Genomic DNA, 24,502 nt, shown 5'->3' with positions numbered 1-24,502 from the left:
ACTGTAGTTCGTGTCTTTTTTTAGCAAAAAACAATATCAAAAAGGATAACCAATTGCGATATTGAGCATTAGATTATCTTTTCGCCAAGATCCGCTTCCAAAATTGACAGCATCAATCACCCAATTACTTCCGTTAATCAAATACGGCTGTCTGATGGGGAAAGCAAGATCGGTTCGGAGGATTAAAAAAGAAAAATCAAAACGCAATCCCGCTCCTACTCCGACCGCAATCTGTTTCATAAAATCTTTTGAAATCTGACCACCGGGTTTATTTTTATCTTCATTCAGAAGCCAAATATTTCCCGCATCCAAAAACAAAGCTCCGTTTACTATGCTGAATAATTTGGTCCGGTATTCAGTATTGAATTCTAATTTTATATCCCCCAATTGATCTTCTAAAAACTCAGCATTTGGGTCAAGATTTTTATAACTTCCCGGCCCTAATGATTGTGATCTAAATGCTCGAATACTATTGGGTCCACCGGCGACAAACTGTCTGGATGACGGCATCACGGTATTGTTTCCATAGGCATATCCTGCACCGGCAATTAATCTAGTGGCTAATTTGCTGTTTTCACCGAGTTTTAGGTAATGCCTGAAATCTCCTTTGACTTTTACAAATTGACTGAAAGGCACGTCAAAGAACTTGATGGTATCGCCTTTTTTGGCATTTGCTCCCATAAGCAATCCTGTAACATTCCCCGCTAAATCCAATTCACCATTGAAATACACCGTATGCTTTTTTCTTTTTTGCATCGTATTGGTAAACGTATAAGAATAGGTTGGGCCAAAAATTAATTGTTTTTCGATTACTTTTCCTAATGATGGATTTGTCTTAATTTCTTCTAGATATGAATCCGTTACATCTTTTGGACTTACATAATTAATTTCCAACACTTTCAATTCGTGTTCTGCTCTGACGCTCTCTTTCCATAAATAGCCGAAAGAAGTTTTGAAAGAATTCAAAGTATACTGATCGGCTTTGCTTTGACGTTCATAGCGGAGAAGCACTTTGGTTCTTGGAACAAATTCACTCGAATTTTGCCATTTAAAAGGAGCGACTAAACGAGGCCATACCAAACTCGCTTCCCCTCCAAAAGTATAAATATCGTGTCCTCCATTCTTACCTGAAACTTGAAAATCAATCCCTCCAAATAAGGAAAGCGTAAACAATTCGGCACCGCCAAAAAAGTTTCTGTTGTTCCAATTAATTTTTGCTTCAGTTCCTGTATATCCTGCCGAATTGGTGCTGGCTCCTACTTCAAAACGAAGAAACTTTTTGGGCAACAACGTTAGATAATAATATGCATTTAATGCATCTGGAATTGAATCATCTACTTTAAATTCATTTTTTACAAACTTAAAAGTACCTAAATTTACAAACCTGTTTAACGATAGATTATGATTTTTTCTGTTGTACAAATCGCCTTTTTTAAAATACAAAGTACGGTCAAAAACTCTGGGATTAAAAGTCTTGGCCGAATCAATAATCGTAAAATCTTTGTACTGTACAATATCTTCCTTTTTATAAGCAATACTATCCGTTAGAATAGAATAATTAGGATACACAATGATGTCATTTATGGTATAAGGTTTTCTCGCTTTTGAGGGTGTTTCTTCTTTTATTTTTAGCCTAATGCTTACTTCGTGATCACCTTTGGAACTATCTACTTGAGCCAAAATATAATCAGGATTAAAGAAGTAATATCCTTTTTCTTTTAATCTGGCATCAATGCGCTCGCGTTCCAGTTTTATAACTTCCAAATCATAAGCATTGCCAAGAATCAAAAGGGTTCTTCTTTGGGTTCTGGCAATCGATTTGCCCAAAGCAGTGGAATCATCCGGAAAGGAAACATTTTTTATTTTGTATTGTTTTGAAGGCCACACGGTATATTCTGCCGTGGCTTTTTTTCCATGTCTTGTCGAATCTGACTGCACTTTGGTTTTAAAATAGCCTCTGTTTTCGGTATAATTTCTTAAGACAGACGCATTATACTCTAAATCCACTTTGCTGAATAAAACTGGTGGTTCACCAACTTTAGTCCTTAACCAATACTGGAAACCTTTGTCTTTTTTGGGTTTTCCTGCCAAATTATAAATTAACAATTTTGGTCTTAGCCCCAATATTTGTTTATTAGGATTGGGGCGTAAAAGATTTTCCAATTCAGTTTCTAATGCTTTCCTGTCTTTTCTTTTTATAATTGAATCCTCAACTTTTACGGAACCGCCTGTATAGAGCAAATCACCTTCGGGCAAATACTTAGTGTTACCGCATCCTAAAATGAAGAATGAGCACAGGATTAAAAGATATTTTGAATGTTTACTTTGCATAAGATACTTTCGCTTTTTGCTTCTCTTTCTCTAATCTCTTTTTTTCTTTACGAAGTTGTTCTTTTTTCGTGATCTCAATTTCTTTGGCGCTTCGTTTAAAAAGCTCTTTGAATTTATTGTACTCCATCGTAATGATAAAGACAAGGCCTGTTTCCACAATTTCACCTTGAATGGCAACTTGATACTCATTTTTTCTATATGCCCGAATCATGTATCTTCCGTCTTTACTCAATTGGTATTCCAACGAAGCATCACCTGCAATGTTTGAAGCATCTTCATTGGCCCGTTCTGCTCCTTCCACACCAAAACTGCTTCCCACCGTAACTTTCAATCGGTCGTTCAAAAGTTTTTTTGAAATCCCCACATTCAAATCGGTTCGGGTTTCTTTGGCTCCCGAAGTGTAATCTTCTGTCGATTCCACATCAAATTCTAGTTGAACTCCAGCAATTAAATCCCCGGCAAGGTCATTTAACTGTTGCGAAAGTATTTTACTCGCACTTTGTCGGGCAAGATATTCGGCACTTGTGCTTCCGCTTTCACTTGAAAAAGGATTCTCGCCTACGAACCGATTTAACAATAACAAGGCAAATACCTGCTTGTTTAATTCCGAAGGATCTTGTCTTAACTGTTCTAATTTGGTCTGCGATGCAGTCACAATATCCGACGAAACATCATAATTCCCGTCTGGCAAAACAATATCAAATGTAATTTCTGGTTTTAGCAATTCACCATTCATTTTCAATAAAGTCTGAAATGGTATTTTTTGTTTGTAGGTATTTTTAACCTCGGGAGTAAGTGTTCCAAGTTGATCACTCAGCAAATCCAATGGCGCAGTATTGACTTTATATACCGCCGTAATATTCATAGTAGCCATTGTTGGTTCGCCGTTCCAAATAATATAACTGCCTTTTTGAATGTCAAATTTTCGTCGGATCATATTAAAATTCATTTCGTAAGAACCACTATCAAACTCGTATTTACCCGTCAGCGTAGTTTTCCCGGAAGGGTCAATTCCTGCTGTAAGTTCCGCTTCACCTTTTAAATTCAGATAATCACCATTTCCCTTGTCAATCACCAACGTAAATTCGGCTTCCTTATCAATAGTAATCGCAACCGACACATCCATTCCTATAAATTTCGATTGATTGAGTTCTTTCTGCAATTCAACCGTTTGTTTTAAATACAGATTATCTTCGTCTACAAACTCCACAATTCCTTCCCTGTCCACAATGGAAGGATCAGACTGTGGCAATACAACTGTGAATTTTGTTTCGTCATTTATTTCTACATTTCCGTTAACGACAGGATTGTCAAGCGTTCCTCCTATTTTTAATTTGGTGTTCAAAAATAAATCTCCATAAAACAAATCATTATCGGTTTCTTTGGAATGGATTGCTCTAAAATCATCAGCTTTTACGGTTAAGTCAAAATTGAAATCCCTGAAGTTTTTAGTAATCATTTTTCCGTTTACAGCCAGTTCATTTCCATTTTCATCATAAATCGAAAAGTTGTCGAATGTAATTTCTTCGTTTCGCAAAGCGATTTTTTCATCATTTACATTAAAATAAGAATTGAGTTTTGTGATTCGGAAACCTGCATCTTTTAATAACAATTCTCCATTCACTTTTGGTTCTGAAATATTTCCAGTAATCTTAAATTGCCCTGACAAAGAACCTTTACCATCGGTTATGTTTCCAAACGAAAACCCTTGAATGCTTTTGATATTTAATTGATTGACATCTAAGTTAAGGTCTAAATTTTCGCTGTCAATCCTATATGTCCCTAAAAGCGCAAGATTATTTCCTTCGCCGGAAAGAGTCATGTTTGCTGAAAGAATATTGGCAGTTTTATTATCTACTTTTAAGCTAATATCACCAATAGCTTCTCCTCCAAAGACAAACTTATCAATGGTCAAATCTGAAGTAAAAATAGGATTCGTCATGACGTTTTCGACTACAGCTGATCCATTTATCAAACCTTGCATTTCCAATTCATCTTTCTTTATCACATTCAAAATTGTCTCTATTTTGAAATTTACAAAATCAACGTGTAGCGGAGCATTGTTTTGATTGCCTTGCGATTGAATTTTCAGTTCATTTCCGGAATGATCCAAATAAAATTTATTTACATAAAGTCTTTGGCCCCCAAATTCAATTGAATTTTCGGGATTTATATTCCATTTGTCATAGTTTAAAACTAAGTTTTCGGCATTCAGTTTAATTACATTTTTTGAATCTTCATGTCGCAATTCACCCGCAATAAAATACAGATCTTTTTTGTCTTTGTCTTTTACCTGCAAAGCATACGAAAGAATATTGTTTTCGGCTTTTCCCGTTAAACTTGTAAACGGAATTTTAAATTGCCCGCCTTCAATCGTTGCCACAGAAGCCTGATATTCTAAAGCATTACTCTTTGTTACGACATTTATTTTACCATCGGATATTGTAGTATTGGCATAAATAATTTTCGGAATCGCTCCTTTAATCTGGATAGTATCTCCTACGCTATTGTATTTTCCGGAAATGTTTAAAGGTTCCAATCCGGTCAACTTTGGAATCAATTTATACAAAACAGGGTCATTTTGAACAGCAACACTAAAGGTAAATTGTTGTTTCTCCGAATTGGTTTTGTATTTCGCTGTTTGAATATTAATATATTTTGACAACGAATTTTTTATCGCATCCGAAAGTGTGGTTAGTGTATATTTACCGTCAATTTCGGCTTTAATGAATTGGGAACTGATTTTTATATTGTTTTTTTGGTCGTCTGCAAAAGCTATGATTTTGACATTATCCAAAACAATTGGCTCTTTATCCTGCAAAACCTGAATGTTGGACGCCACTATCTCCCCGTTTAAATAATCGGGATTACTATTGGCAATATCAGCGACAACGTTTCCTCTAAGTTTCAACGGGCCAGCATGCAAATTTAATTTTTCCAAATCGGCTATATCAAGATTCAGATTTAATTTTACAGCCGGATATTTATCTTTGAAACCACCATTTGCATCCAACTTGAATTTTAGATTTGGATCTTTGCTGCTAGCTTTTATATCAAAATTCCCTTTTACAATTGACCCTTTCAAAGCCATGTTAGAGTACGTATATTTATTGAAATTTGCTTTTTTTACAATGGCCGACAGCTGAGCATTTGCAGTTTTTGGATTCAGTCCTTGCCCTTTAACTTTGGCATTTAGCGTAATTCTTCCCAAGGAATCATTCTTGATTAATCTTCCAAGATTGAAATCCATAAAAGCAACAGTAGCATCGTATTTTTCACTGTTCTTAATTCTGTTATCAAACAATGCATCCACATTGGCTTTGCCATAACTGCTGTTTAATACCAATTTGGTTTTGAAATTATCGATGGAGCCTTTAAATTTTCCGCTAGCATTAAATTGTTCCGGAAGCCGAATTGCTTTGGGAAGCGAGCCCTCAGGAACAAAAGAAATTACATCACGGGAAGAAGAAGTTATGTTTTTTATATCCAAATCAAAAAAAGCTTTTTCGTAATTGGGAAGTCCTTTGATTTTTCCAGAGACAGAAACTTTTGTATTTCCAATTCCCTGCATTTGAAAATAGGGAATATTCAAATCCTTTACTTTTCCGTTTACTCGGGAATTGATGTACAAAATAGCATTGGGATTCGATTGAAAAGGATTCATTTTACGCAATTGTGGAGCAAAAAGTAAAATATCCTTAAACCCAATTCTCGACTGACTTAAATTAGCATCAACCAACAAATCTCCTATGTTTTTTGAAATACCACCAATCGATTGATAGTTCACTTTTAATTTGTCTTTCAACTCTGTTTGAGGTGTTCTTACATACAAATTATTCAGATAGGCTTGCTTTGGCCCATAGAAAAATTGTGTTTTCAGTTGCTGAATTTGCAGTCCGCTTTTTTCATTCACTAATAAAGATTTCACTCGTCCCGAAATAGTATCATTTGCAAAATAAATATGCTCCGCTTTGGCATTCAAGCCATCCAAATCAAGATGACTGTAATCCATCCCATTAGCAATCGCAGGAGATTGCATATCATCAAACTTAAAAGCAATATTTTGCAAATCGATTGATTCCAATTTTATTTTCCAACCTTTTGTTGGTGAAATAGTGGTATTTACTTTGGATGGTTTGGATTGTTTTTCCTTTTTCCCAAGCAGTAGATTTCCTTTTAGATTTTTGACTTCAAATTTTTCAAAATCGAGCATTTGATTTTTTGCATCAATATCGTTTACCAAAAGATTTAACTTGCCTAAAGTAAGCCCTGAATTCATTTTGGAATCTTTGTTGTCGTATAAAACAGTAATTTTCGACAATGTGATTTTTTTTAGTTCCAAATTAAAATCACTTCTTTTGGCAATAGTGTCAACCGTTTTGGCAGATACTTCGGCTATTTTTTCGACTAAATCCTGATTTAAAACTACATTCAATCCTCTCAAATCAACATAAGGAATATTGAAATCCATTTTATCCAAATCAAATTTCTTAAATTTTGTGCTGAAATTTCCCAGCTTCAGGCGAACGTCATTTTTGGATAAATCGTCTTCAAAACTGAATTTGATGTTTTTTAAATTGACATCAACAACCGACAAAACATATGGTTTACTGTTAGGATCTGAAGGAGCTTTGGAAGTAAATGCTTTGATGATATAATCAAAATTAAACACCCCGTCCTTGTTTCTTGATATATTGGCGGTTGTGTTTTCTAGTTCAATCGAGTTTATTTCTACTTCGTGATTGATGATTTTGAACAAATCGATATCAATGGCCAGCCTTTTCCCACTCAATAAAGTGTCCTTGTGTTGGTCTTCAAAATAAAAACCTTCAAGTATTATTGTTTTTGGAAAACTAATGGCAATATGATCTAAGGAACTTTTAGTTTTAAGTTTATCATTCAGATAAGTGAGTACCTTATCCTTAGTAAAATTCTGAACACCCGGAACTTGAATCAATACAATAATTAAGATCAAAAAAAACACAATTGTAAGAGCACTCCAAAGCATAATACGTAGTGCTTTTTTTATAAAAGGATTTAGTTTTTTGCCCATATAGAAAATCTTTGTAATTGAATGCGATGGCGTTTCCACTATTCCTGCCCTTTATTAGAAATTTTTGAATCTACAAATATGCAATAACTATAATTTTATAAGTTATACAATTCCCCTAATATGTTTTAAAATTATTGTGAGATTGTTCTAATACTTGTCAATAAGTTCAAATGTTTGATGAGATTTAGATCTCTTCTCATTCTTGAAAAACTGTCATCTAAAGTTTTACTTTTGTAGCAAAATCTTTTTCATTTTCAATCACTTTTCCGTCGTATTGCAGTTTCCATCCCATCGTATTTGTAAGAATCAAAATCTTCGATAACTCACTTATCAAACGGTTTTGGGCATTGGATTTCAAGGATGATTTTTCTATTTTCTTAGCTAAATTAGCTTTTACCGATTTGTTGATTTTGTTGTAATCGTCTCCAGTAAACGGATTCATCTGGCTTTGTTCTACATCATAAAATTTGATGTCTGGACTTATTTTTATTTCTTCTTTCGGAATGCTTAGAATTGTGATGGTTTTATTGGCTTCGTCAATATCGTATTTCATCTGATGTAAATCATAGGATACGGTAACATCGGCATTAACGATTATCAATGCTTTTTTCTCAAACGAAAGCATATCCATCATGTACTTTTGTTGATTTTTATAAGTTACTACTTCCGAAAAATGTCCTTCGGTAACCACCAATTTACCCACATTCACGATTTGTTGTTGAATCAAATTGGTATTGTAGTCTAAAGAAGATTCGTCCCCTTTTTTGAATTCGCAGAATTTGAATGCCAAAATTATTGCCACTACTACTACTGCTCCAACTAAAATTCTTTTTAGCATAATTAAAATTTCATAAATGAATATTGAGCCACTAATGTAGCGATTTTCGACTGAAGATTGACTTCAAATTTTTTATGGTTCTCCGATTGGGGATTAAATGGACGGTGTTGCAAACCCTTTTGAATACTTTCGACAGCATCCATCGTTGGATAAGCCGTTTCAGAAATGGTGGATTCTTTGAATTGTTCCCAGATATAATCAATAGCCACCTGACTAGGATGCACCATGTCATCGGCATAGAAACGATAATCCCGGAGTTCATCCATCATGATTTCGTAGCTCGGAAAGTATTCAGATTGCAGATTGTGGATTGTAGTAATCAAATGAGATTTACTTCTTTGATTCTCCACAAAACCATCTTTGAGGTGTCGTACCGGCGAAACAGTAAAAATGAAATTACAATTGGGATTTAATGATTGAATTAAGTTAATCGTGTTCTTTATACTCCCTGTACTAATTTCAACAGAAAGCAATTCTTTGGCAAACTGTTTTTGGGGCACTTTATGGCAATTGGCCACTATAGTATCTTTTTCAATGCTTCGATACACCCAAGATGTTCCGTAGGTAATAATTATATGTGTTGCTTCCTCTAATCGCTTTTTGGTTTCTCGAAGAATTTGATTCAGATTCTCCAATAATTCTGTTGCATCCGAATGACTTAAATCCGAGTGTACTTCAAAAGAATGCCAACGCTCATTATAAAAAAAAATATCTTCTTCAGTAAATAAAATATCGTTAACAACCCTGTCAATAATTCTCTCAATCGAAACTGGATTAAAAATAATTCCAAATGGATTGATCGTGCTTTGAAATTTGAAATATTGGAATTTATCTCCCATATTTTCAGCAAAGCAAGAACCCAATGAGACAATTTTGGAGTTGTAGTCTATAGGATTGGAATGATTAGGAATATTAATTTTGGTTGTGAAATTCATTACTTTTTATTTACAACGAATTTAGTTTATAATTTGAATACTTTCAAAAAATAACATTCTGTTTTAAACCAAAAAAAAACCTTTCAGAGTTTTGAACTCTGAAAGGGTTAAGTATCATTAAAAGTTTGTTACTTCACAAACTCAACCGCCTTAGCCAAAGCCTCAGCAATTCCATCTGCATTTTTTCCTCCTGCAGTAGCGAAGAAAGGCTGTCCTCCTCCTCCACCTTGGATGTATTTCCCTAATTCACGAACCACCTGACCCGCATTAAGTTTTTTATCGGCAACCAATTCTTTGGAAATATAACAAGACAACATTGGTTTTCCGGCTTCAGCAGTAGCCAATACCAAGAATATATTTGTTCCTAAAGTTCCTAATTCATAAGCCAAGTCTTTAGCTCCTTCCGGACTCAAATCAACTTGTTTGGCAAGAAACTGAATACCATTGATTTCTTGTAATTCCTGAGCCAATTCGCCTTTCATATTTTTGGCTTTATCTTTCAATAAAACCTCCAATTGTTTTTTCAAAGAAGTATTTTCATCTTGCAATGTTTGAATTGCTTTTACAGGATCAACTGCATTTTTCAATACTTCTTTTATTTCATAAAAAGAAAGTAATTGCGATTCAAAGAAATCTTTAGCTGCATCACTGGTAATTGCTTCTATACGTCTTATTCCGGCTGCAACTGCCCCTTCCGATACAATTTTGAAATGCCAAATATCACTCGTATTAGGAACGTGGGTTCCTCCACATAACTCTACCGAATCACCATATTTGATCATTCGAACCAAATCACCATATTTCTCTCCAAACAACGCAATAGCACCTTCTTCAATTGCTTGATCTTTTGGAATGGCTCTTTTTTCAATCAATGGCAAGCTTTCACGAATTCTGGCATTCACAAAATCCTCTACTTCTTTAATCTCATCATCCGTTACTTTAGCAAAATGAGAAAAGTCAAAACGCAAAGAAGCTGAACGCACCATCGAACCTTTTTGTTCGATATGAGTTCCCAATATTTTTCGCAATCCTTGGTGTAACAAGTGAGTTGCCGTGTGATTCGAAGATGTTTTTGCTCTTTGATTTGCATCCACCACAGCGGTAAAACTATCCGTTAAATTATCTGGCAATGATTTAGTAAGGTGTACCGTTTGGTTGTTTTCTTTTTTAGTATCAATAATATAGATGATATCACCGTTTTGAGCTTCTAGATATCCTTTATCTCCGGTTTGTCCTCCACTTTCACCGTAAAAAGGCGTAGCATTGAAAACCAACTGATAAATTTCACCATCTTTTACACTATCGACTCTGCGGTATTTAGTGATTCTAACGTTGTGTTTCAATCGGTCGTAACCCACAAATTCCTGAACATCATCTTCCACCAAAACATTCCAGTCTCCTGCAGTAACTTTAGAAGCGGCACGGGAACGTTCCTTTTGCAATTGCAATTGCTCTTGAAAACCTTTTTCGTCCAATTCCAAACCTTTTTCAGACAATATCAAAGCCGTTAAATCGATTGGAAAACCATAAGTATCATACAATTCAAATGCTTTTTTACCATCGATTACAGTTCCGGAATTAGTGTTAATCACAGCATCCAACAACACCAATCCTTGATCCAAAGTTCTCAAGAAAGAACTTTCTTCCTCACGAATCACATTCGAGCACAAGGCTTTTTGTGAACGAATTTCGGGGAAAGACCCACTCATTTGCGTACTCAAGACTTCTACCAATTTATAAATAAAAGGCTCTTTTGTATCCAGGAAAGTAAAACCGTAACGAATTGCACGACGCAAAATTCTACGGATTACATAACCAGCTCCCGTGTTTGATGGCAACTGACCGTCGGCAATAGCAAAAGCTACCGCGCGCACGTGATCCGCTATTACACGAATCGCGATATTTATTTTTTCTTCGGCTTCGTCTTTTGCCTTAATTGTATATTTGGCTCCCGTAATCGTTTCGATTTCTCTGATCAGTGGTGTAAAAACATCTGTATCATAGTTTGATTGAACTCCTTGTAAAACCATACAAAGACGCTCAAATCCCATTCCGGTATCCACGTGCTGAGCAGGCAATTTTTCTAGAGAACCATCGGCTTTACGATTAAATTCCATAAATACGTTGTTCCAAATCTCAACCACATGTGGGTGATCGTTATTCACCAACGATTTTCCTGAAACCAAAGCTTTTTCTTCAGCAGAACGAATATCAACGTGGATTTCAGAGCAAGGTCCACAAGGTCCTTGATCCCCCATTTCCCAGAAATTATCTTTTTTGTTACCCAGAATAATTCGGTCTTCGTCAATCAACGTTTTCCAAATATCCCAAGCTTCCTGGTCAAAAGGTACATTCTCATCCGGGTTTCCTTCAAAAACAGAAACATAAAGAATGTCTTTCGGAATTTTATACACCTCAGTCAACAATTCCCAAGCCCAGTGAATCGCCTCTTTCTTAAAATAATCGCCAAAAGACCAGTTCCCCAACATTTCAAACATCGTGTGGTGATACGTATCAATCCCGACTTCCTCCAAGTCATTATGCTTTCCGGAAACACGAAGACATTTTTGCGTATCGGCAATTCTGTTGCTTTTTGGTGTTCCAAGGCCTAAAAAATACTCTTTAAACTGCGCCATTCCCGAGTTGTTAAACATCAAAGTTGGATCATCTTTAAGAACAATCGGTGCAGATGGAACAATTAAATGCCCTTTACTTTCAAAAAAATCTAAAAATTGTTTACGTACGTCTTGTGATTTCATTTTTGCTGTATATATTCAGTAATTCGTTGAATTATTATTTATTATTTTATCTAAAACCTATTTTTTATCATCCTTTGGGCGTGACCCCATCAGAAAAAGGAGCCAAATATTGCAACCGGGTATTAGGCTCCTTTCCCTAATGCTGTCGGGCTATTCGCGCTACTTTGGTAGCTAGCTTCTATCCCTCACGCGAACTCGATAGATAAAGAGCTACATTCTAAATGACATATCCAATCCTTAAAAAGTAAAGGAGTAAGAACCTCAACCCTTTAGTTCTTCATAATATTCATAAAGACAGGTAACCATTTATTTATTATTAAAAAAAACAGCAGAACAACTGAAACATTTATTAAATTTGTTCGACTTACCTTTTAACTAATTTGCAAAAATAGGGTATTTTAAAATATGGCGAAAGTAAAATATTATTACGATTCTGTAAATCTGGCTTATCGCAAAATAAAAATCAGAAAGAGAAGAAAAGTTGGCTTTGCCGTTCTGTTTTTATTAGCATCGGCTATTTTTGGATTTTTGACCTTCATCATATTATTAAACACCCCGTATTTTGACACACCAAAAGACCGTTTGCAAGCAAGGGAAATCGAAAATTTAAAATTGAATTACGCCATTTTAAACAAAAAAATGGACGAAGTAGACGATGTAATAGATGATATTGAAGACCGGGACAATAATTTATACCGCGTTTATTTCAACACAGCCGCAATTCCGGAAGAAGAACGAAAAGCAGGCTATTCCAAAATAAACCGTTACGCCGCTTTACAAGGCTATAACAATTCAAAATTGGTAATCAGCACAACCGAAAGAGTAGATGCCTTAAGTAAGGAACTTGCAATTCAGTCCAAATCATTGGATGAAATTGTAAAATTAGCCAAAGCAAAGGACAAACTACTTTCGGCAATTCCGGCAATACAGCCCGTAAAAAATGAAAATTTAAAACGAATGGCTTCTGGTTTCGGGTATCGAACAGATCCATTTACCAAGGCAAGAAAAATGCACGAAGGAATGGATTTTACGGCCAAAACAGGAACACCAATCTACGCCACAGGAGACGGAGTAGTAGCTAGAGCAGACAATACTGCTTCCGGTTTTGGAAACCATATCGTAATCCGACACGGTTATGGGTACGAAACACTTTATGGACATTTAAGCAAATACAATTGTCGCGCAGGAAAATCGGTTAAACGAGGAGACATTATAGGATATGTAGGCAGCACAGGACGTTCCGAGGCGCCACATTTGCACTACGAAGTACACAAAAACGGAAAAGTAGTGAATCCGTTAAATTTTTATTATGGCAATATTTCGGCGGTGGAATACGTTGCTATTTCAAAAATAGCGAATCAGGAAAATCAATCGTTAGATTAACGACCCGAGCGAAGCGAACTGGCGAAGCATTTTAGATTGCTGACTTTAGATTTTAGATTTCAAAAAATAGTATAATTAATAAAAAACATGCACATAGAATTATCACCAGACAAAAGATACTATAGCATAGGCGAAGTCGCCAAAGCATTTGATGTAAACGCTTCCTTGATTCGGTTTTGGGACAGTGAATTTGACATTCTGAAACCAAAGAAAAATGCTAAAGGAAACCGAATGTTTACCCCAGAAGACATCAAGAATCTGCAGCTTATTTATCATTTGGTCAAAGAAAGAGGATTCACTCTTGAAGGTGCCAAAATCCATTTGAAAGAAGGCCAAAAGAAAACAATGGATAAATTTGAAATTATCAATAAATTAGAAACTATAAAAATGCAACTGATTAGCATTAAAAACGAATTATAAGCCCCCTAACCCCCAAATGGGGGAATATAAAAAGCAATAAATAAATACATTAAACAACAAACAAACTCTAAATTAAACAAACATGAAAAGATTTTTGCCTTGGATTATAGTAGCAGTAGTAATCATCGGAATTTACAGCTGGGCTTCTGGAATTTATAATAATGCAGTGACACTTGAACAAGACGTGAAAGAAAGCTGGGGAAATGTTAACACTTCTTATCAAAGGAGAAATGATCTTATCCCAAATTTAGTAAGCACCGTAAAAGGATATGCTGAACATGAAAAAAGTACTTTAACAGCCGTAATCGAAGCTCGTGCTAAAGCTACTGCAATTACAATTGACCCAAAAAATGTTACTCCGGAACAACTAGCAGCATTCAATTCGGCACAATCAGGAGTTTCTTCTTCTTTATCAAAATTATTAGTTAGTGTTGAGCAATATCCAAACCTGAAAGCTGATGCAAGCTTTATGAAATTACAGGATGAACTAGCCAGTACAGAAAATCAAATTTTAACAGCTAGAACCCGTTTTAATGAAGCCGTTAAGCCTTATAACAATAACATTAACACTTTCCCAAGAAATATCTTGGCAGGAATCTATGGTCTTAAAGAAAAGCCATATTTCGAAGCAGTTGCTGGTGCAGACAAACCTGCTGAAGTAAAATTCTAAAAAAAACTTAACCCCGCCATGGCGGGGTTTTTAAAAAATATACGATGTCAAAAGTAGAAGATTTTTTAAGCAAAGAAGAAGAACAAGAAATTGTGGAAGCTATTCGAATAGCCGAAAAAAACACTTCTGGCGAAATTAGAGTTCATATAGAAAAAACAACTTCCCTAGATGCGTATGATCGTGCCATGGAAGTTTTTCATGAATTAAAAATGGATGAAACCGAATTACAAAATGGTGTTTTAATCTATCTGGCTATTGAAGACAAAACCTTTGTGATTTGTGGTGACAAAGGCATCAACGATGTTGTTACCAATACCTTTTGGGACAGTACCCGTGATGTTATGGTTGCACAATTCAAACAGGGAAATTTCAAACAAGGATTAATTGATGGTATTTTAAAAGCCGGTCAAGAAATGAAAAAGCATTTTCCTTGGCAAGAAGGCGACACCAACGAATTATCAAACGAAATATCAAAAGGATGAAGAAAGTCATAAGTCAAAAGACGAAAGTCAAAAGCCAATGGCTACAAATAATTCTGTTTTTTTTCTGCATAAATTCAATTTTTGCACAATTTACGATTCCGAAGAAACCTAGTTTTCAAACTTCGGTTTATGATTATGCCAATGTTCTAAGTCCAGAAGAAAAAGCCCAACTTGAAGAAAAATTGATCAAATATTCTGATTCTACGACTACTCAAATTGTAGTAATCACTATAGAGAGCCTCCAAAATGAAGATGTTAGTCAACTAGCAACTAAATGGGGGCAAACTTGGGGAATTGGTGGAACAGCAAAAGATGATAATGGAGTTATTATTCTTTTGGCAAAAAACGAAAGAAAGATAGCTATCAATCCTGGTTACGGTTTAGAGGATAGGCTAACCGCCGGAACTGGCGGAGAAATAATTCGAAACATTATCGTTCCTGAGTTTAAAGCAGGCAGTTATTACCAAGGCTTAGACAAAGGTACCAGTGCAATTATTGATGTTTTCAAAGGCAAATACAAAGGCGAACGCAAACAAACAAAAGGAAAAGATTTTCCAATTTTACCAATCATAGTCATTGTGGTTATTGTTTTGATTTTACTATCCAAGAATAGAAATGCTGGCGGTGGAGGAAATTCCGGAAACCGAGGCGGTGGAGGGCCTAGCCTACTCGACGTCATTATACTAAGCAGCCTCGGAAGAGGTGGCGGAGGTGGTTTTGGTGGTGGATCATCAGGCGGTGGTTTCGGAGGCGGAGGCGGAGGCTTCGGCGGAGGTTTTGGCGGAGGCGGATTCTCTGGCGGAGGTTCAAGCGGAAGCTGGTAAGAAATATACATAATGTAAAAGAGAGTTCTGTATGGACTCTCTTTTGTATTTTATAAAAAATCAAACAACGTTTTTAAACAACATAATTTAAAAATTATGAAATTAAAGATTTTCGCTTTATTATTAGTTACGTCTTTCAATTTACATTTAATACATAGTCAAAACATAGACTCTCCAAAATTAAGTGAATCTGAAATAAAAAACTTATCATCATTATGCAAAATATGGGGATTCCTTAAATATTACCACCCCAATGTTGCCAAAGGAAGTTACAATTGGGATGAACACTTGCTAACGATACTCCCTAAAGTGAAACATGCTAACAGTAAAGAAGAACTATCTAAAATATATTTGGACTGGATCGAAAATTTAGGAACATTTAAGCTTTGTAATTCTTGTGATGATATTAGCAAAAAAGAATATTTTGACAAGAATTTTGACCTTTCTTGGACTCAAAATACAGATGTATTTACTGATGAACTTACTAAAAAGTTAAAGTATATTGAAAACAATAGATTTCAAGGCCAAAACCATTATGTTTCCACAGTTGCTCCAAAAATTGCCTTAATGAAAAGTCTAGGCATTATTAAAATAACGAATGAGCCTAATTATAAAAATTTCGAATTTCCAGAACAAAATTATAGATTATTAAGTTTATTCAGATATTGGAATATTGTAGAATATTTTTACCCTTATAAATATTTAACGGATCAAAAATGGGATATAGTTTTAAGAGAAATGATTCCAAAATTTAAAGATGCAAAAAACGCTACCGAATATCAATTAGCAATTAAAGAAACAGCCGTAAAACTAGACGACACTCACACATTTACAAATACAGCAATCACAAATGATTTTTTTGGACGTAAATACATTCCCGCATCATTTAAAATAATTGACAAAAAAGCAATCATAACTGAGTTTTTAAATGATTCTTTAGCTAAAGTGGATGATTTAAGAATTGGAGACGTGATTGAAAAAGTGGATGATAAAAATGTAAATGACATTCTTCAAGAAAAATTAAAATACATTCATGGATCAAATTATAATACTAAATTAAGAAACTCCTATTGGGCTATATTTAATGGTTTTACTGATTCTCTAAAAATATCTTTAAATAGAAACGAAATAATTTCGGAGAAAATTGTTCACCGTTACTTTTTCAAGGATTTTAAATCAAAAAATGAAATTAAGGAAAAATATAAAATAGTTGATGGAAACATTGGATATGTTAATATGGCAGCTCTCATAGAAATTGAGGATGTTGAAAAAATGATGTCAGAAATGAAATCTACCAAAGCTATTATAATTGACATGAGAGCTTCTGTTAGCCGCCCCTATCCATTAGCAAAAAGACTATTTCAAACAAAAAAGGAATTTGCAAAATTAACAGAGCCAGATTTATCTTATCCTGGTAGATTTATTTGGAAAAAAACAGATCTAATTTCACCAATAAAAAATGAATATTACCCTGGTAAAGTAATTGTATTAGTTAACGAGAGTACACAAAGTGCAAGTGAATATTATACGATGTGTTTGCAGAAAGGCGACAATGTAACAACAATAGGAAGTCAAACTGCTGGTGCGGATGGGAATACTAATGAAATAGAATTTATTGGTTTTAAATCTTTAATGAGTGGCCTTGGAGTTTATTATCCTGATGGCACTGAAACCCAAAGAAAAGGCGTTAAAATTGATATAGAAGTTCATCCAACAATAAAAGGAATTCAAGAAAGAAAAGATGAGGTTCTAGAAAGAGCGTTGGAATTTCTAAAAAAAAAATTAAATTAAAAAAAATTAAAAAAAAGTCTATATTTGAATCATAAATATATTCTCCAGAAGAATCCATTGAATTTTATATCCATTCTAAAAATTAATCGCCCAGAATGCTTTCACATAAAACCAAATATGCCCTAAAAGCGCTTCTATATTTAGCGCAACAAGATGAAAACCATATTTCAAGAACCATTGAAATTGCGGAAGGAGCTTCTATTCCAAAAAAGTTTTTGGAACAAATACTTTTGGATTTAAAGAGAGGTCATTTTGTAGGTAGCAAGCAAGGGAAATATGGTGGTTATTACCTTTTGAAAGACAAAGAAACAATCACTTTAGCCGATATTCACCGATTATTTGATGGTGCAATTGCATTACTTCCTTGTGCATCCTTAAATTTTTACGAGCGTTGCTCTGATTGCGTAAGCGAGTCTGAATGCCTATTGCGACACGGATTGATGACGATTAGAGACGAAACTTTGAAAGCAATGCAAGGCATTACAATCGCCTCATTGGTAAAAAAATAAAAAAATATATTTTAAACTATACTAGTTTTATAGAATTAATTATATATTTGCATCGAATTAACGTATGATTAACAATCAAAACTAAGAAAAAATGCAAATTAATCGAAGCAAAAAAAACGAGGTCAGGAAAACAAATCTTCCAAATTTAGAAAAAAACATTTTCCAAATGATGTGTATGTGTATGTGCTAGAGCCTAAAAAAATTTATTTTAAATTCTACTAATTACATATAACATATTGAAATAATGAAAAATACATTTATAAAAACAATTGCAAGTTTATTCTTTTTACTAATTTTCTCGACTTCTTATGGTCAAAACCTTTTACAAGGAGTTGTAAAAAACGATCAAGACTCCCCTATAGAAGGTGTTAATATAGTTCTAAAAGGAACTACTAATTCATCAACTACTGATGTTAATGGTAATTTCAGCATTGAAGCCAAAACACTTCCATTTACAATCATTGTACAATACTTAGGTTACACAACCAAGGAAATTAAAATAAACGAACTACCAACTGTTGCTAAACCTTTTCAAATAACAATTAGCACTGGTGAAGAAAAAGTATTATCTGAGGTAGTTGTAACATCAAGACGTAGAATAGAAAAAGCACAAGATATTCCTATCGCAGTATCTGTTGTTACAGGCAAACAAGCTGAACAGACAGGTGCTTTCAACGTGAACCGTATAAAAGAATTGGTTCCATCTGTACAGCTTTATTCTTCAAACCCAAGAAACACTGGGATTAATATTCGCGGTCTTGGATCACCATTTGGTCTAACCAATGACGGTATCGATCCAGGTGTTGGTTTCTATGTTGACGGTGTATATTATGCCCGTCCTGCAGCAACTACTCTAGATTTTATCGATGTAGAAAGAATTGAAGTATTACGCGGACCGCAAGGAACCTTATTTGGTAAAAACACAACTTCAGGTGCTTTTAATATAACTTCCCGCAAACCAAGCTTCAACTCAGGTGCAGACTTCGAAGTGAGTTACGGAAATTATGCCTATCTTCAAGCCAAGGCTTCGGTTACTGGAGCTTTGAGTAAAAAAGTTGCTGGTAGATTGTCATTTTCGGGTACGCAACGTGATGGTATTATCGATAATATTAGAACAGGAAAGCCAACAAACACGCTGAACAATCAAGGTATTAGAGGTCAATTGCTTTTTACTCCAACGGAAAACACAAACATTACGTTAGCAGGAGATATCACAACACAACATAATGATGGATATGCTCAAGTAGTTGCTGGTGTTGCTCCAACAAATAGAGTTCCACAACGTCAATTTAACGCAATTATTGCTGATTTAAACTACCAACTTCCAAGCTTAAATGCTTTCGATCGTAAAATTGACCATGACACCCCATGGCGTTCAGGACAGGATTTGGGCGGAGGATCACTTAATGTGGACACAAAAATTGGAAATGGAACACTTACCTCAACAACTGCATGGAGATTCTGGACTTGGGATCCATCTAATGACAGAGATTTCACAGGTTTGCAACAACTTGCAAAATCACAAAATCCATCGAGACAAACTCAATTTACCCAAGAGGTACGTTACGCAGGTCAGATTACATCTAAAATAAGCGGTGTTGCTGGAGTCTTTTTTATTGACCAGACATCAAAAACAAAAGGCACAGAGGAATCCGGTAACGCACAATGGAGATTTGCTCAGGACTCATTTACTCCAGCAAATACTGCATTATGGAAAACTCCAGGTCTTTTTGAAGGATATGGAATCCATACAAATGCTCAAATACATTCAACAAGTGCGGCGGTATTCGGTCAATTAGACTGGGCTGTAACAGATAAACTGCATGTATTACCTGGTTTAAGATACAATTATGACAAGAAAGATGCTGATTATGACCGTAAAACATACGGAGGCCTTCAAACCACTGATCCTAAATTAATTGCATTGAAAAAGAAAGTTTATACAGATCAAAACTTCTCATCAGATAATGATGATACTGACTTCTCTGGAAATATAACTGTATCCTACAAAGCATCAGATAAAATCAATGCTTATGGAACTTTTGCAAAAAGCTACAAACCTATTGGAGTGAATGTTGCAGGACTTCCTACTCCTGCTGCGGGACAAACTTTAGCTGATCTTGCAACAGTTAAGCCAGAAGATGTTACCCATTATGAATTTGGAGTAAAAACTTCTCCTGTTCCAAATTCAATATTGAACTTGACATACTATAACACAAATATCAAAGATTTCCAAACCAATGTTCAGGCAGCTGAATTGGGAGTAAACCGCGGTTATCTTGCTAATGCTGATGAAGTACGTGTACAAGGTGTTGAACTAGATTTTAGTTTTATTCTTAACAAGCATTTTAACTTCTACGGAGCTGGAACTTATAGCGACGGTAAGTATGTTAAATTTACAAATGCTCCTCTTCCACTTGAAGAAACGGGTTCTGCAGTGTCATTTAAAGATGTATCGGGTTCTAATTTACCTGGAGTTTCAAGGTGGGCAGGAAGTTTAAGCGGAGAATATTCAAAAAAAGCAAAATTCTTTGCTAACGCAGGAAAATTCTTTATAGCTCTTGATGGTTATGCCCGTTCTGAATTCTCATCAAGTCCTTCGGCTTCAAAATATTTAGTGGTTCCTGGTTATGGTATTTTTAATGGTCGCTTAGGTTTCCGTGCATCAGAAGGTTTATCTGTTCACATTTGGGGACGCAACCTTTTAAACAAAAATTATTACGAACAATTGTTGCCTGCCGGAGGAAATGCAGGGCAATACGCAGCAGTGTTAGGAGATCAAATCACTTATGGAGTTACATTAAAGTATTCTCTATAATTCATTAAAATCGCAAAGTTAACTTGACATAATCGACAAGTTAACTTTGTGATTTATATTATTTATAAAAAAGACAGAAAAAAACCAAGACAAGTAAGATAAGATGAAAACAAACAGAAATTTATTATTGACGCTAGTAGTGTTAATAATTGCAAGCATTACGCCAAATAAAGTTTCGGCACAAGATTTATCAGGAAACATAAGCATTTCTGGAGCATTTGCATTGTATCCGATTACTGTAAAATGGGCAGAAGAATTCAAAAAAACACACCCTAATGTCAAAATAGACATTCAAGCAGGAGGTGCCGGAAAAGGAATAACGGATGTTTTATCTAAAGTTACCGACATTGGATTGGTATCACGAGAACTGAATGCTGCTGAATACAAAAAAGGAGCTTACGCCATTGCTGTTACCAAAGATGCAGTAATTCCGACAATAAGCGCAACAAGTCCCTATAGAAAAGTATTATACCAAAGAGGTGTAAAAAAAGAAGCCTTTAATAATATTTTCATCACCGGAAAATACAAAACTTGGAATGCTTTAGGTTTCAAGAGCACTGCTCCTATACATGTTTACACACGATCTGATGCCGCCGGAGCCGCCGAAACTTGGGCCAGTTATTTTGGCAAAAAACAAGAAGATTTACAGGGAGTTGCCGTATTTGGAGATCCTGGATTGGCACAAGCGGTACAAAGAGATCCTTCTGGGTTAGGTTTTAATAATATTGTTTACATCTACGATACCAAAACCAACAAACCAACCAATGGAATTGTTGCTGTGCCAATTGATTTAAACAATAATGGAAAATTAGATCCAGATGAAAACTTTTATAATGACATCGATCAATTGATTGCCGCCATTGTTTCGGGTAAATACCCATCACCTCCAGCTAGAGATTTGTATTTTGTAACCACAGGAAAACCAAACAATGCCGTTGTCAAAGCATTCATAAAATACATTCTTACAGATGGTCAAAAATTCGTTACGGAAGCGGGATATATTAAACTTTCCAAAGAAAAATTAACAAAAGAATTAGCGAAGGTAAAATAATATTCTTCTAAATAAAACATCCACCCTATGTAAGAACTGAAAACTATGAGGAGTTACAGTTTTGCTGGGGTGGTTTATTACAATTATGAAAAACATAAGATTACTCAAAGATCGTCTCATCAGTAAAACATTTCTGGCGTTAACCATCCTGTCCATTTCGACGGTGATTTTAATTGGCGTTGGATTGTTCTACAAATCAACACCCATTTTAAACAGCACTTCACTTTATAATTTATTATTCTCCTCCGAATGGAAACCTTTTAAAGAGGCCTTCGGATTTTATCCTTTTATAGTCGGCACACTTTGGGTAACCGCAATTGCCATTATCATTGCTTTGCCTTTATCAATGCTGACTGCCATTTATCTTTCGGAGTATGCTCACATAAGAGTTCGGAAATTGGTTTTGCCCTTAATTGAATTATTATCGGGAATTCCACCCGTGCTTTATGGAGTTTGGGGAGTCTTGGTAATTGTACCTTTAATACAAGACAAAATAGCTCCGCATTTCGTAGAATTCACAACAGGTTATTCAGTATTGGCAGGAGGAATTGTTTTGGCAATTATGATTTTTCCACTTATCATCAGCATTGTCATTGAAGTGTTTGATAATGTGCCACAGGATTTACGAAATGCTTCTTTGTCATTAGGCGCTACGCAATGGCAAACCGTCAAAAAAGTAGTTCTTCGAAAATCATTTGACGGAATTGTAGCGGCTGTAGTTCTGGCAATTTCCAGAGCTTTTGGGGAAACCATAGCCGTTTTGATGGTTTGCGGTAATTTGGCACAAGTTCCGCACAGCCTATTCGACTCCGCTTATCCGTTACCGGCGCTTATCGCCAATAATTATGGGGAAATGATGTCCATTCCGATGTACGATTCTGCATTGATGTTTGCAGCCCTACTCCTATTCGTCATCATCTTTTTATTCAATGCACTGTCGAGAATTATTTTATATAGAATCGAAAAAAGAAATAACTAATCAGGTATCAACATGAGAAAAATAGAAGAAAATATATTCAAAGTTTTGATGATACTGAGTACCATCATCATCAGTAGTACCCTGTTTATGATAGTGTACACCATTTTTTCCAAAGGAATTGGTTCTTTGAATTGGGATATGGTTTCAAAAATCCCAGAAGGTGGCTTCTACATTGGTAAAGGAGGTGGCATTTTGAATGCCATAGTGGGATCGATTTACATCACTGTAGGTTCTACTTTATTGGGACTTTTGATCAGTCTTCCAATTGTTATTTACATAAATGTGTATGCCAAAAGAAACGCCACATTGGCTACGATTACCCGACTGAGTTACGACATCCTGTTTGGGATTCCGTCCATCGTTTACGGTGCTTTTGGATTTGCAATTATGGTCTATATGGGATTGAAAACTTCATTATTAGCAGGAATCATTACGGTAACTTTAATGATAATTCCGATACTGGTTCGAGCAATAGATGAAGTAGTTCGCGTCGTGCCCGAAGATATGGGCAACGCTGTTTTCGCACTTGGGGGAACACGCTATGAAACCGCAAAAATCATCTTGCGACAATCCATTCCTGGAATTATAACCGCTATATTATTGTCTTTCGGAAGAGCTATTGGTGATGCGGCTTGTGTACTTTTCACAGCTGGCTTTACCGATAGTATTCCAACCTCTCTCGACCAACCTGCCGCAACTTTGCCTCTATCCATTTTTTTTCAATTGAGCAGCCCGATAAAAGAAGTTCAAAACAGAGCCTATGCCGCGGCAGTAATCCTTACCATTATTGTTTTAGTCATTAACATTGTGGCAAAAATAGCCAGCAAAAATCTTTCAAAAAATAAAATATGATCATTCAACCTCACATAAGTATCCAAAATTTAAATGTCCACATTGGTGAAAACCATATTCTAAAGAACATTAATCTTGACATTCCAGACAAGAAAGTGACCTCACTAATTGGTCCATCGGGTTGTGGAAAAACGACCTTACTTAAAACCATGAATCGATTACTCGACCGCCAAAATGATGTGCGCGTAGACGGAAAAGTTTTGGTTGACGGCGAAAACATTTACGACCCAAAAGTCGAAGTTACCCACATTCGAAAAAAAATGGGTTTGCTCTCGCAAAGACCTTTTCCGTTGCCGATGAATATTTATGATAATATTGCTTACGGGCAGCGCATTCACGGAAATCATAACAAAAAAGAGTTGGATGAAATCGTCGAAAAATATCTTCGTGGCGTAAATCTTTGGGACGAAGTAAAAGACAGACTTAAATCGCCTGCAACCCGATTATCCATCGGACAACAGCAACGATTGTGTTTGGCCAGAGGACTAGCAATTGAACCAGAAATTATTTTGGGAGACGAACCAACATCGGCATTAGACCCCATTTCAACCCAAGCCATTGAGGAATTGTTTATGCAATTAAAAGACAAATACACAATTGTTTTGGTCACACACATTTTGCGTCAAGCGCGAAGAGTTTCTGATTATATCGGTTTTGTTTATATGGGAGAGATTATAGAATTTGGTCCAACCGAAGAAGTGCTTTTGAATCCAAAAGAAAAACTGACCAAAGATTACGTAAAAGGCTTTTTGGTTTAACAGCAAAAAAAATAAATTCTATATAGGTTATAGAGTTTCTGTACATTTG

At 35.4% G+C, this 24,502-nt stretch carries 17 protein-coding genes; 12 read left to right on the top strand and 5 right to left on the bottom strand.

Annotated elements, in window-relative coordinates:
* Positions 1 to 36 precede the first annotated feature (36 nt).
* The 5 genes from tamL to alaS form a co-directional block, all read right to left on the bottom strand.
* Complete coding sequence (gene tamL / locus HQN62_RS06045; RefSeq protein WP_173503681.1) at positions 37 to 2,331, bottom strand: translocation and assembly module lipoprotein TamL; 2,295 nt, start codon at positions 2,329 to 2,331, stop codon at positions 37 to 39.
* The gene (locus HQN62_RS06040; RefSeq protein WP_173503680.1) at positions 2,321 to 7,384 is read right to left on the bottom strand and encodes a translocation/assembly module TamB domain-containing protein; all 5,064 of its coding nucleotides are present in this window, start codon (positions 7,382 to 7,384) and stop codon (positions 2,321 to 2,323) included. The genes tamL and HQN62_RS06040 overlap by 11 nt, the downstream gene beginning before the upstream one ends.
* Positions 7,385 to 7,601: 217 nt before the next feature.
* Positions 7,602 to 8,222, bottom strand: coding sequence for a DUF4230 domain-containing protein (locus tag HQN62_RS06035; protein ID WP_173503679.1), 621 nt, complete (start codon positions 8,220 to 8,222; stop codon positions 7,602 to 7,604).
* A 2-nt stretch (positions 8,223 to 8,224) separates the two neighbouring features.
* Positions 8,225 to 9,157, bottom strand: a complete 933-nt coding sequence (locus tag HQN62_RS06030) for a GSCFA domain-containing protein (RefSeq protein WP_173503678.1) — start codon at positions 9,155 to 9,157, stop codon at positions 8,225 to 8,227.
* Positions 9,158 to 9,285: 128 nt separating this feature from the next.
* Positions 9,286 to 11,916, bottom strand: coding sequence for an alanine--tRNA ligase (gene alaS / locus HQN62_RS06025; protein ID WP_173503677.1), 2,631 nt, complete (start codon positions 11,914 to 11,916; stop codon positions 9,286 to 9,288).
* Between the two features lie 405 nt (positions 11,917 to 12,321).
* Here alaS and HQN62_RS06020 point away from each other — a divergent pair, with 405 nt between their 5' ends.
* The 12 genes from HQN62_RS06020 to pstB all read left to right on the top strand — a co-directional run bounded on the left by HQN62_RS06020 (position 12,322) and on the right by pstB (position 24,453).
* Positions 12,322 to 13,299, top strand: a complete 978-nt coding sequence (locus tag HQN62_RS06020; RefSeq protein WP_116795989.1) for a M23 family metallopeptidase — start codon at positions 12,322 to 12,324, stop codon at positions 13,297 to 13,299.
* An 87-nt stretch (positions 13,300 to 13,386) separates the two neighbouring features.
* Positions 13,387 to 13,719, top strand: a complete 333-nt coding sequence (locus HQN62_RS06015; RefSeq protein ID WP_173503676.1) for a MerR family transcriptional regulator — start codon at positions 13,387 to 13,389, stop codon at positions 13,717 to 13,719.
* An 82-nt stretch (positions 13,720 to 13,801) separates the two neighbouring features.
* Positions 13,802 to 14,389: a LemA family protein gene (locus HQN62_RS06010; protein ID WP_173503675.1), complete on the top strand. Its 588-nt coding sequence runs from the start codon at positions 13,802 to 13,804 to the stop codon at positions 14,387 to 14,389.
* A 44-nt stretch (positions 14,390 to 14,433) separates the two neighbouring features.
* The gene (locus HQN62_RS06005) at positions 14,434 to 14,871 is read left to right on the top strand and encodes a TPM domain-containing protein (protein WP_173503674.1); all 438 of its coding nucleotides are present in this window, start codon (positions 14,434 to 14,436) and stop codon (positions 14,869 to 14,871) included.
* Positions 14,868 to 15,695, top strand: coding sequence for a TPM domain-containing protein (locus tag HQN62_RS06000; RefSeq protein ID WP_173503673.1), 828 nt, complete (start codon positions 14,868 to 14,870; stop codon positions 15,693 to 15,695). The genes HQN62_RS06005 and HQN62_RS06000 overlap by 4 nt, the downstream gene beginning before the upstream one ends.
* 96 nt (positions 15,696 to 15,791) lie before the next feature.
* Positions 15,792 to 17,486 carry a S41 family peptidase gene (locus tag HQN62_RS05995; RefSeq protein ID WP_173503672.1) on the top strand — a complete coding sequence of 565 codons (1,695 nt, stop codon included), beginning with the start codon at positions 15,792 to 15,794 and terminating at the stop codon, positions 17,484 to 17,486.
* 95 nt (positions 17,487 to 17,581) lie between these two features.
* Positions 17,582 to 17,995 (top strand): RrF2 family transcriptional regulator, encoded by a 414-nt coding sequence (locus tag HQN62_RS05990; protein WP_111411322.1) that lies wholly within the window; start codon positions 17,582 to 17,584, stop codon positions 17,993 to 17,995.
* Between the two features lie 244 nt (positions 17,996 to 18,239).
* Entirely contained in the window at positions 18,240 to 20,813 is a 2,574-nt protein-coding gene (locus tag HQN62_RS05985; protein WP_173503671.1) for a TonB-dependent receptor, read from the top strand.
* A gap of 103 nt (positions 20,814 to 20,916) precedes the next feature.
* On the top strand, positions 20,917 to 21,864 hold the full coding sequence (locus HQN62_RS05980; RefSeq protein ID WP_173503670.1) for a PstS family phosphate ABC transporter substrate-binding protein: 948 nt from the start codon (positions 20,917 to 20,919) through the stop codon (positions 21,862 to 21,864).
* A gap of 85 nt (positions 21,865 to 21,949) precedes the next feature.
* Positions 21,950 to 22,843, top strand: coding sequence for a phosphate ABC transporter permease subunit PstC (gene pstC / locus HQN62_RS05975; protein WP_173503669.1), 894 nt, complete (start codon positions 21,950 to 21,952; stop codon positions 22,841 to 22,843).
* A 12-nt stretch (positions 22,844 to 22,855) separates the two neighbouring features.
* Complete coding sequence (gene pstA / locus HQN62_RS05970; RefSeq protein ID WP_173503668.1) at positions 22,856 to 23,695, top strand: phosphate ABC transporter permease PstA; 840 nt, start codon at positions 22,856 to 22,858, stop codon at positions 23,693 to 23,695.
* Complete coding sequence (gene pstB / locus HQN62_RS05965) at positions 23,692 to 24,453, top strand: phosphate ABC transporter ATP-binding protein PstB (RefSeq protein ID WP_173503667.1); 762 nt, start codon at positions 23,692 to 23,694, stop codon at positions 24,451 to 24,453. The genes pstA and pstB overlap by 4 nt, the downstream gene beginning before the upstream one ends.
* Positions 24,454 to 24,502 lie beyond the last annotated feature (49 nt).

The organism is Flavobacterium sp. M31R6, from assembly GCF_013284035.1.
Lineage (GTDB): Bacteria > Bacteroidota > Bacteroidia > Flavobacteriales > Flavobacteriaceae > Flavobacterium.
This window is presented reverse-complemented; position numbering and strand designations above follow the sequence as displayed.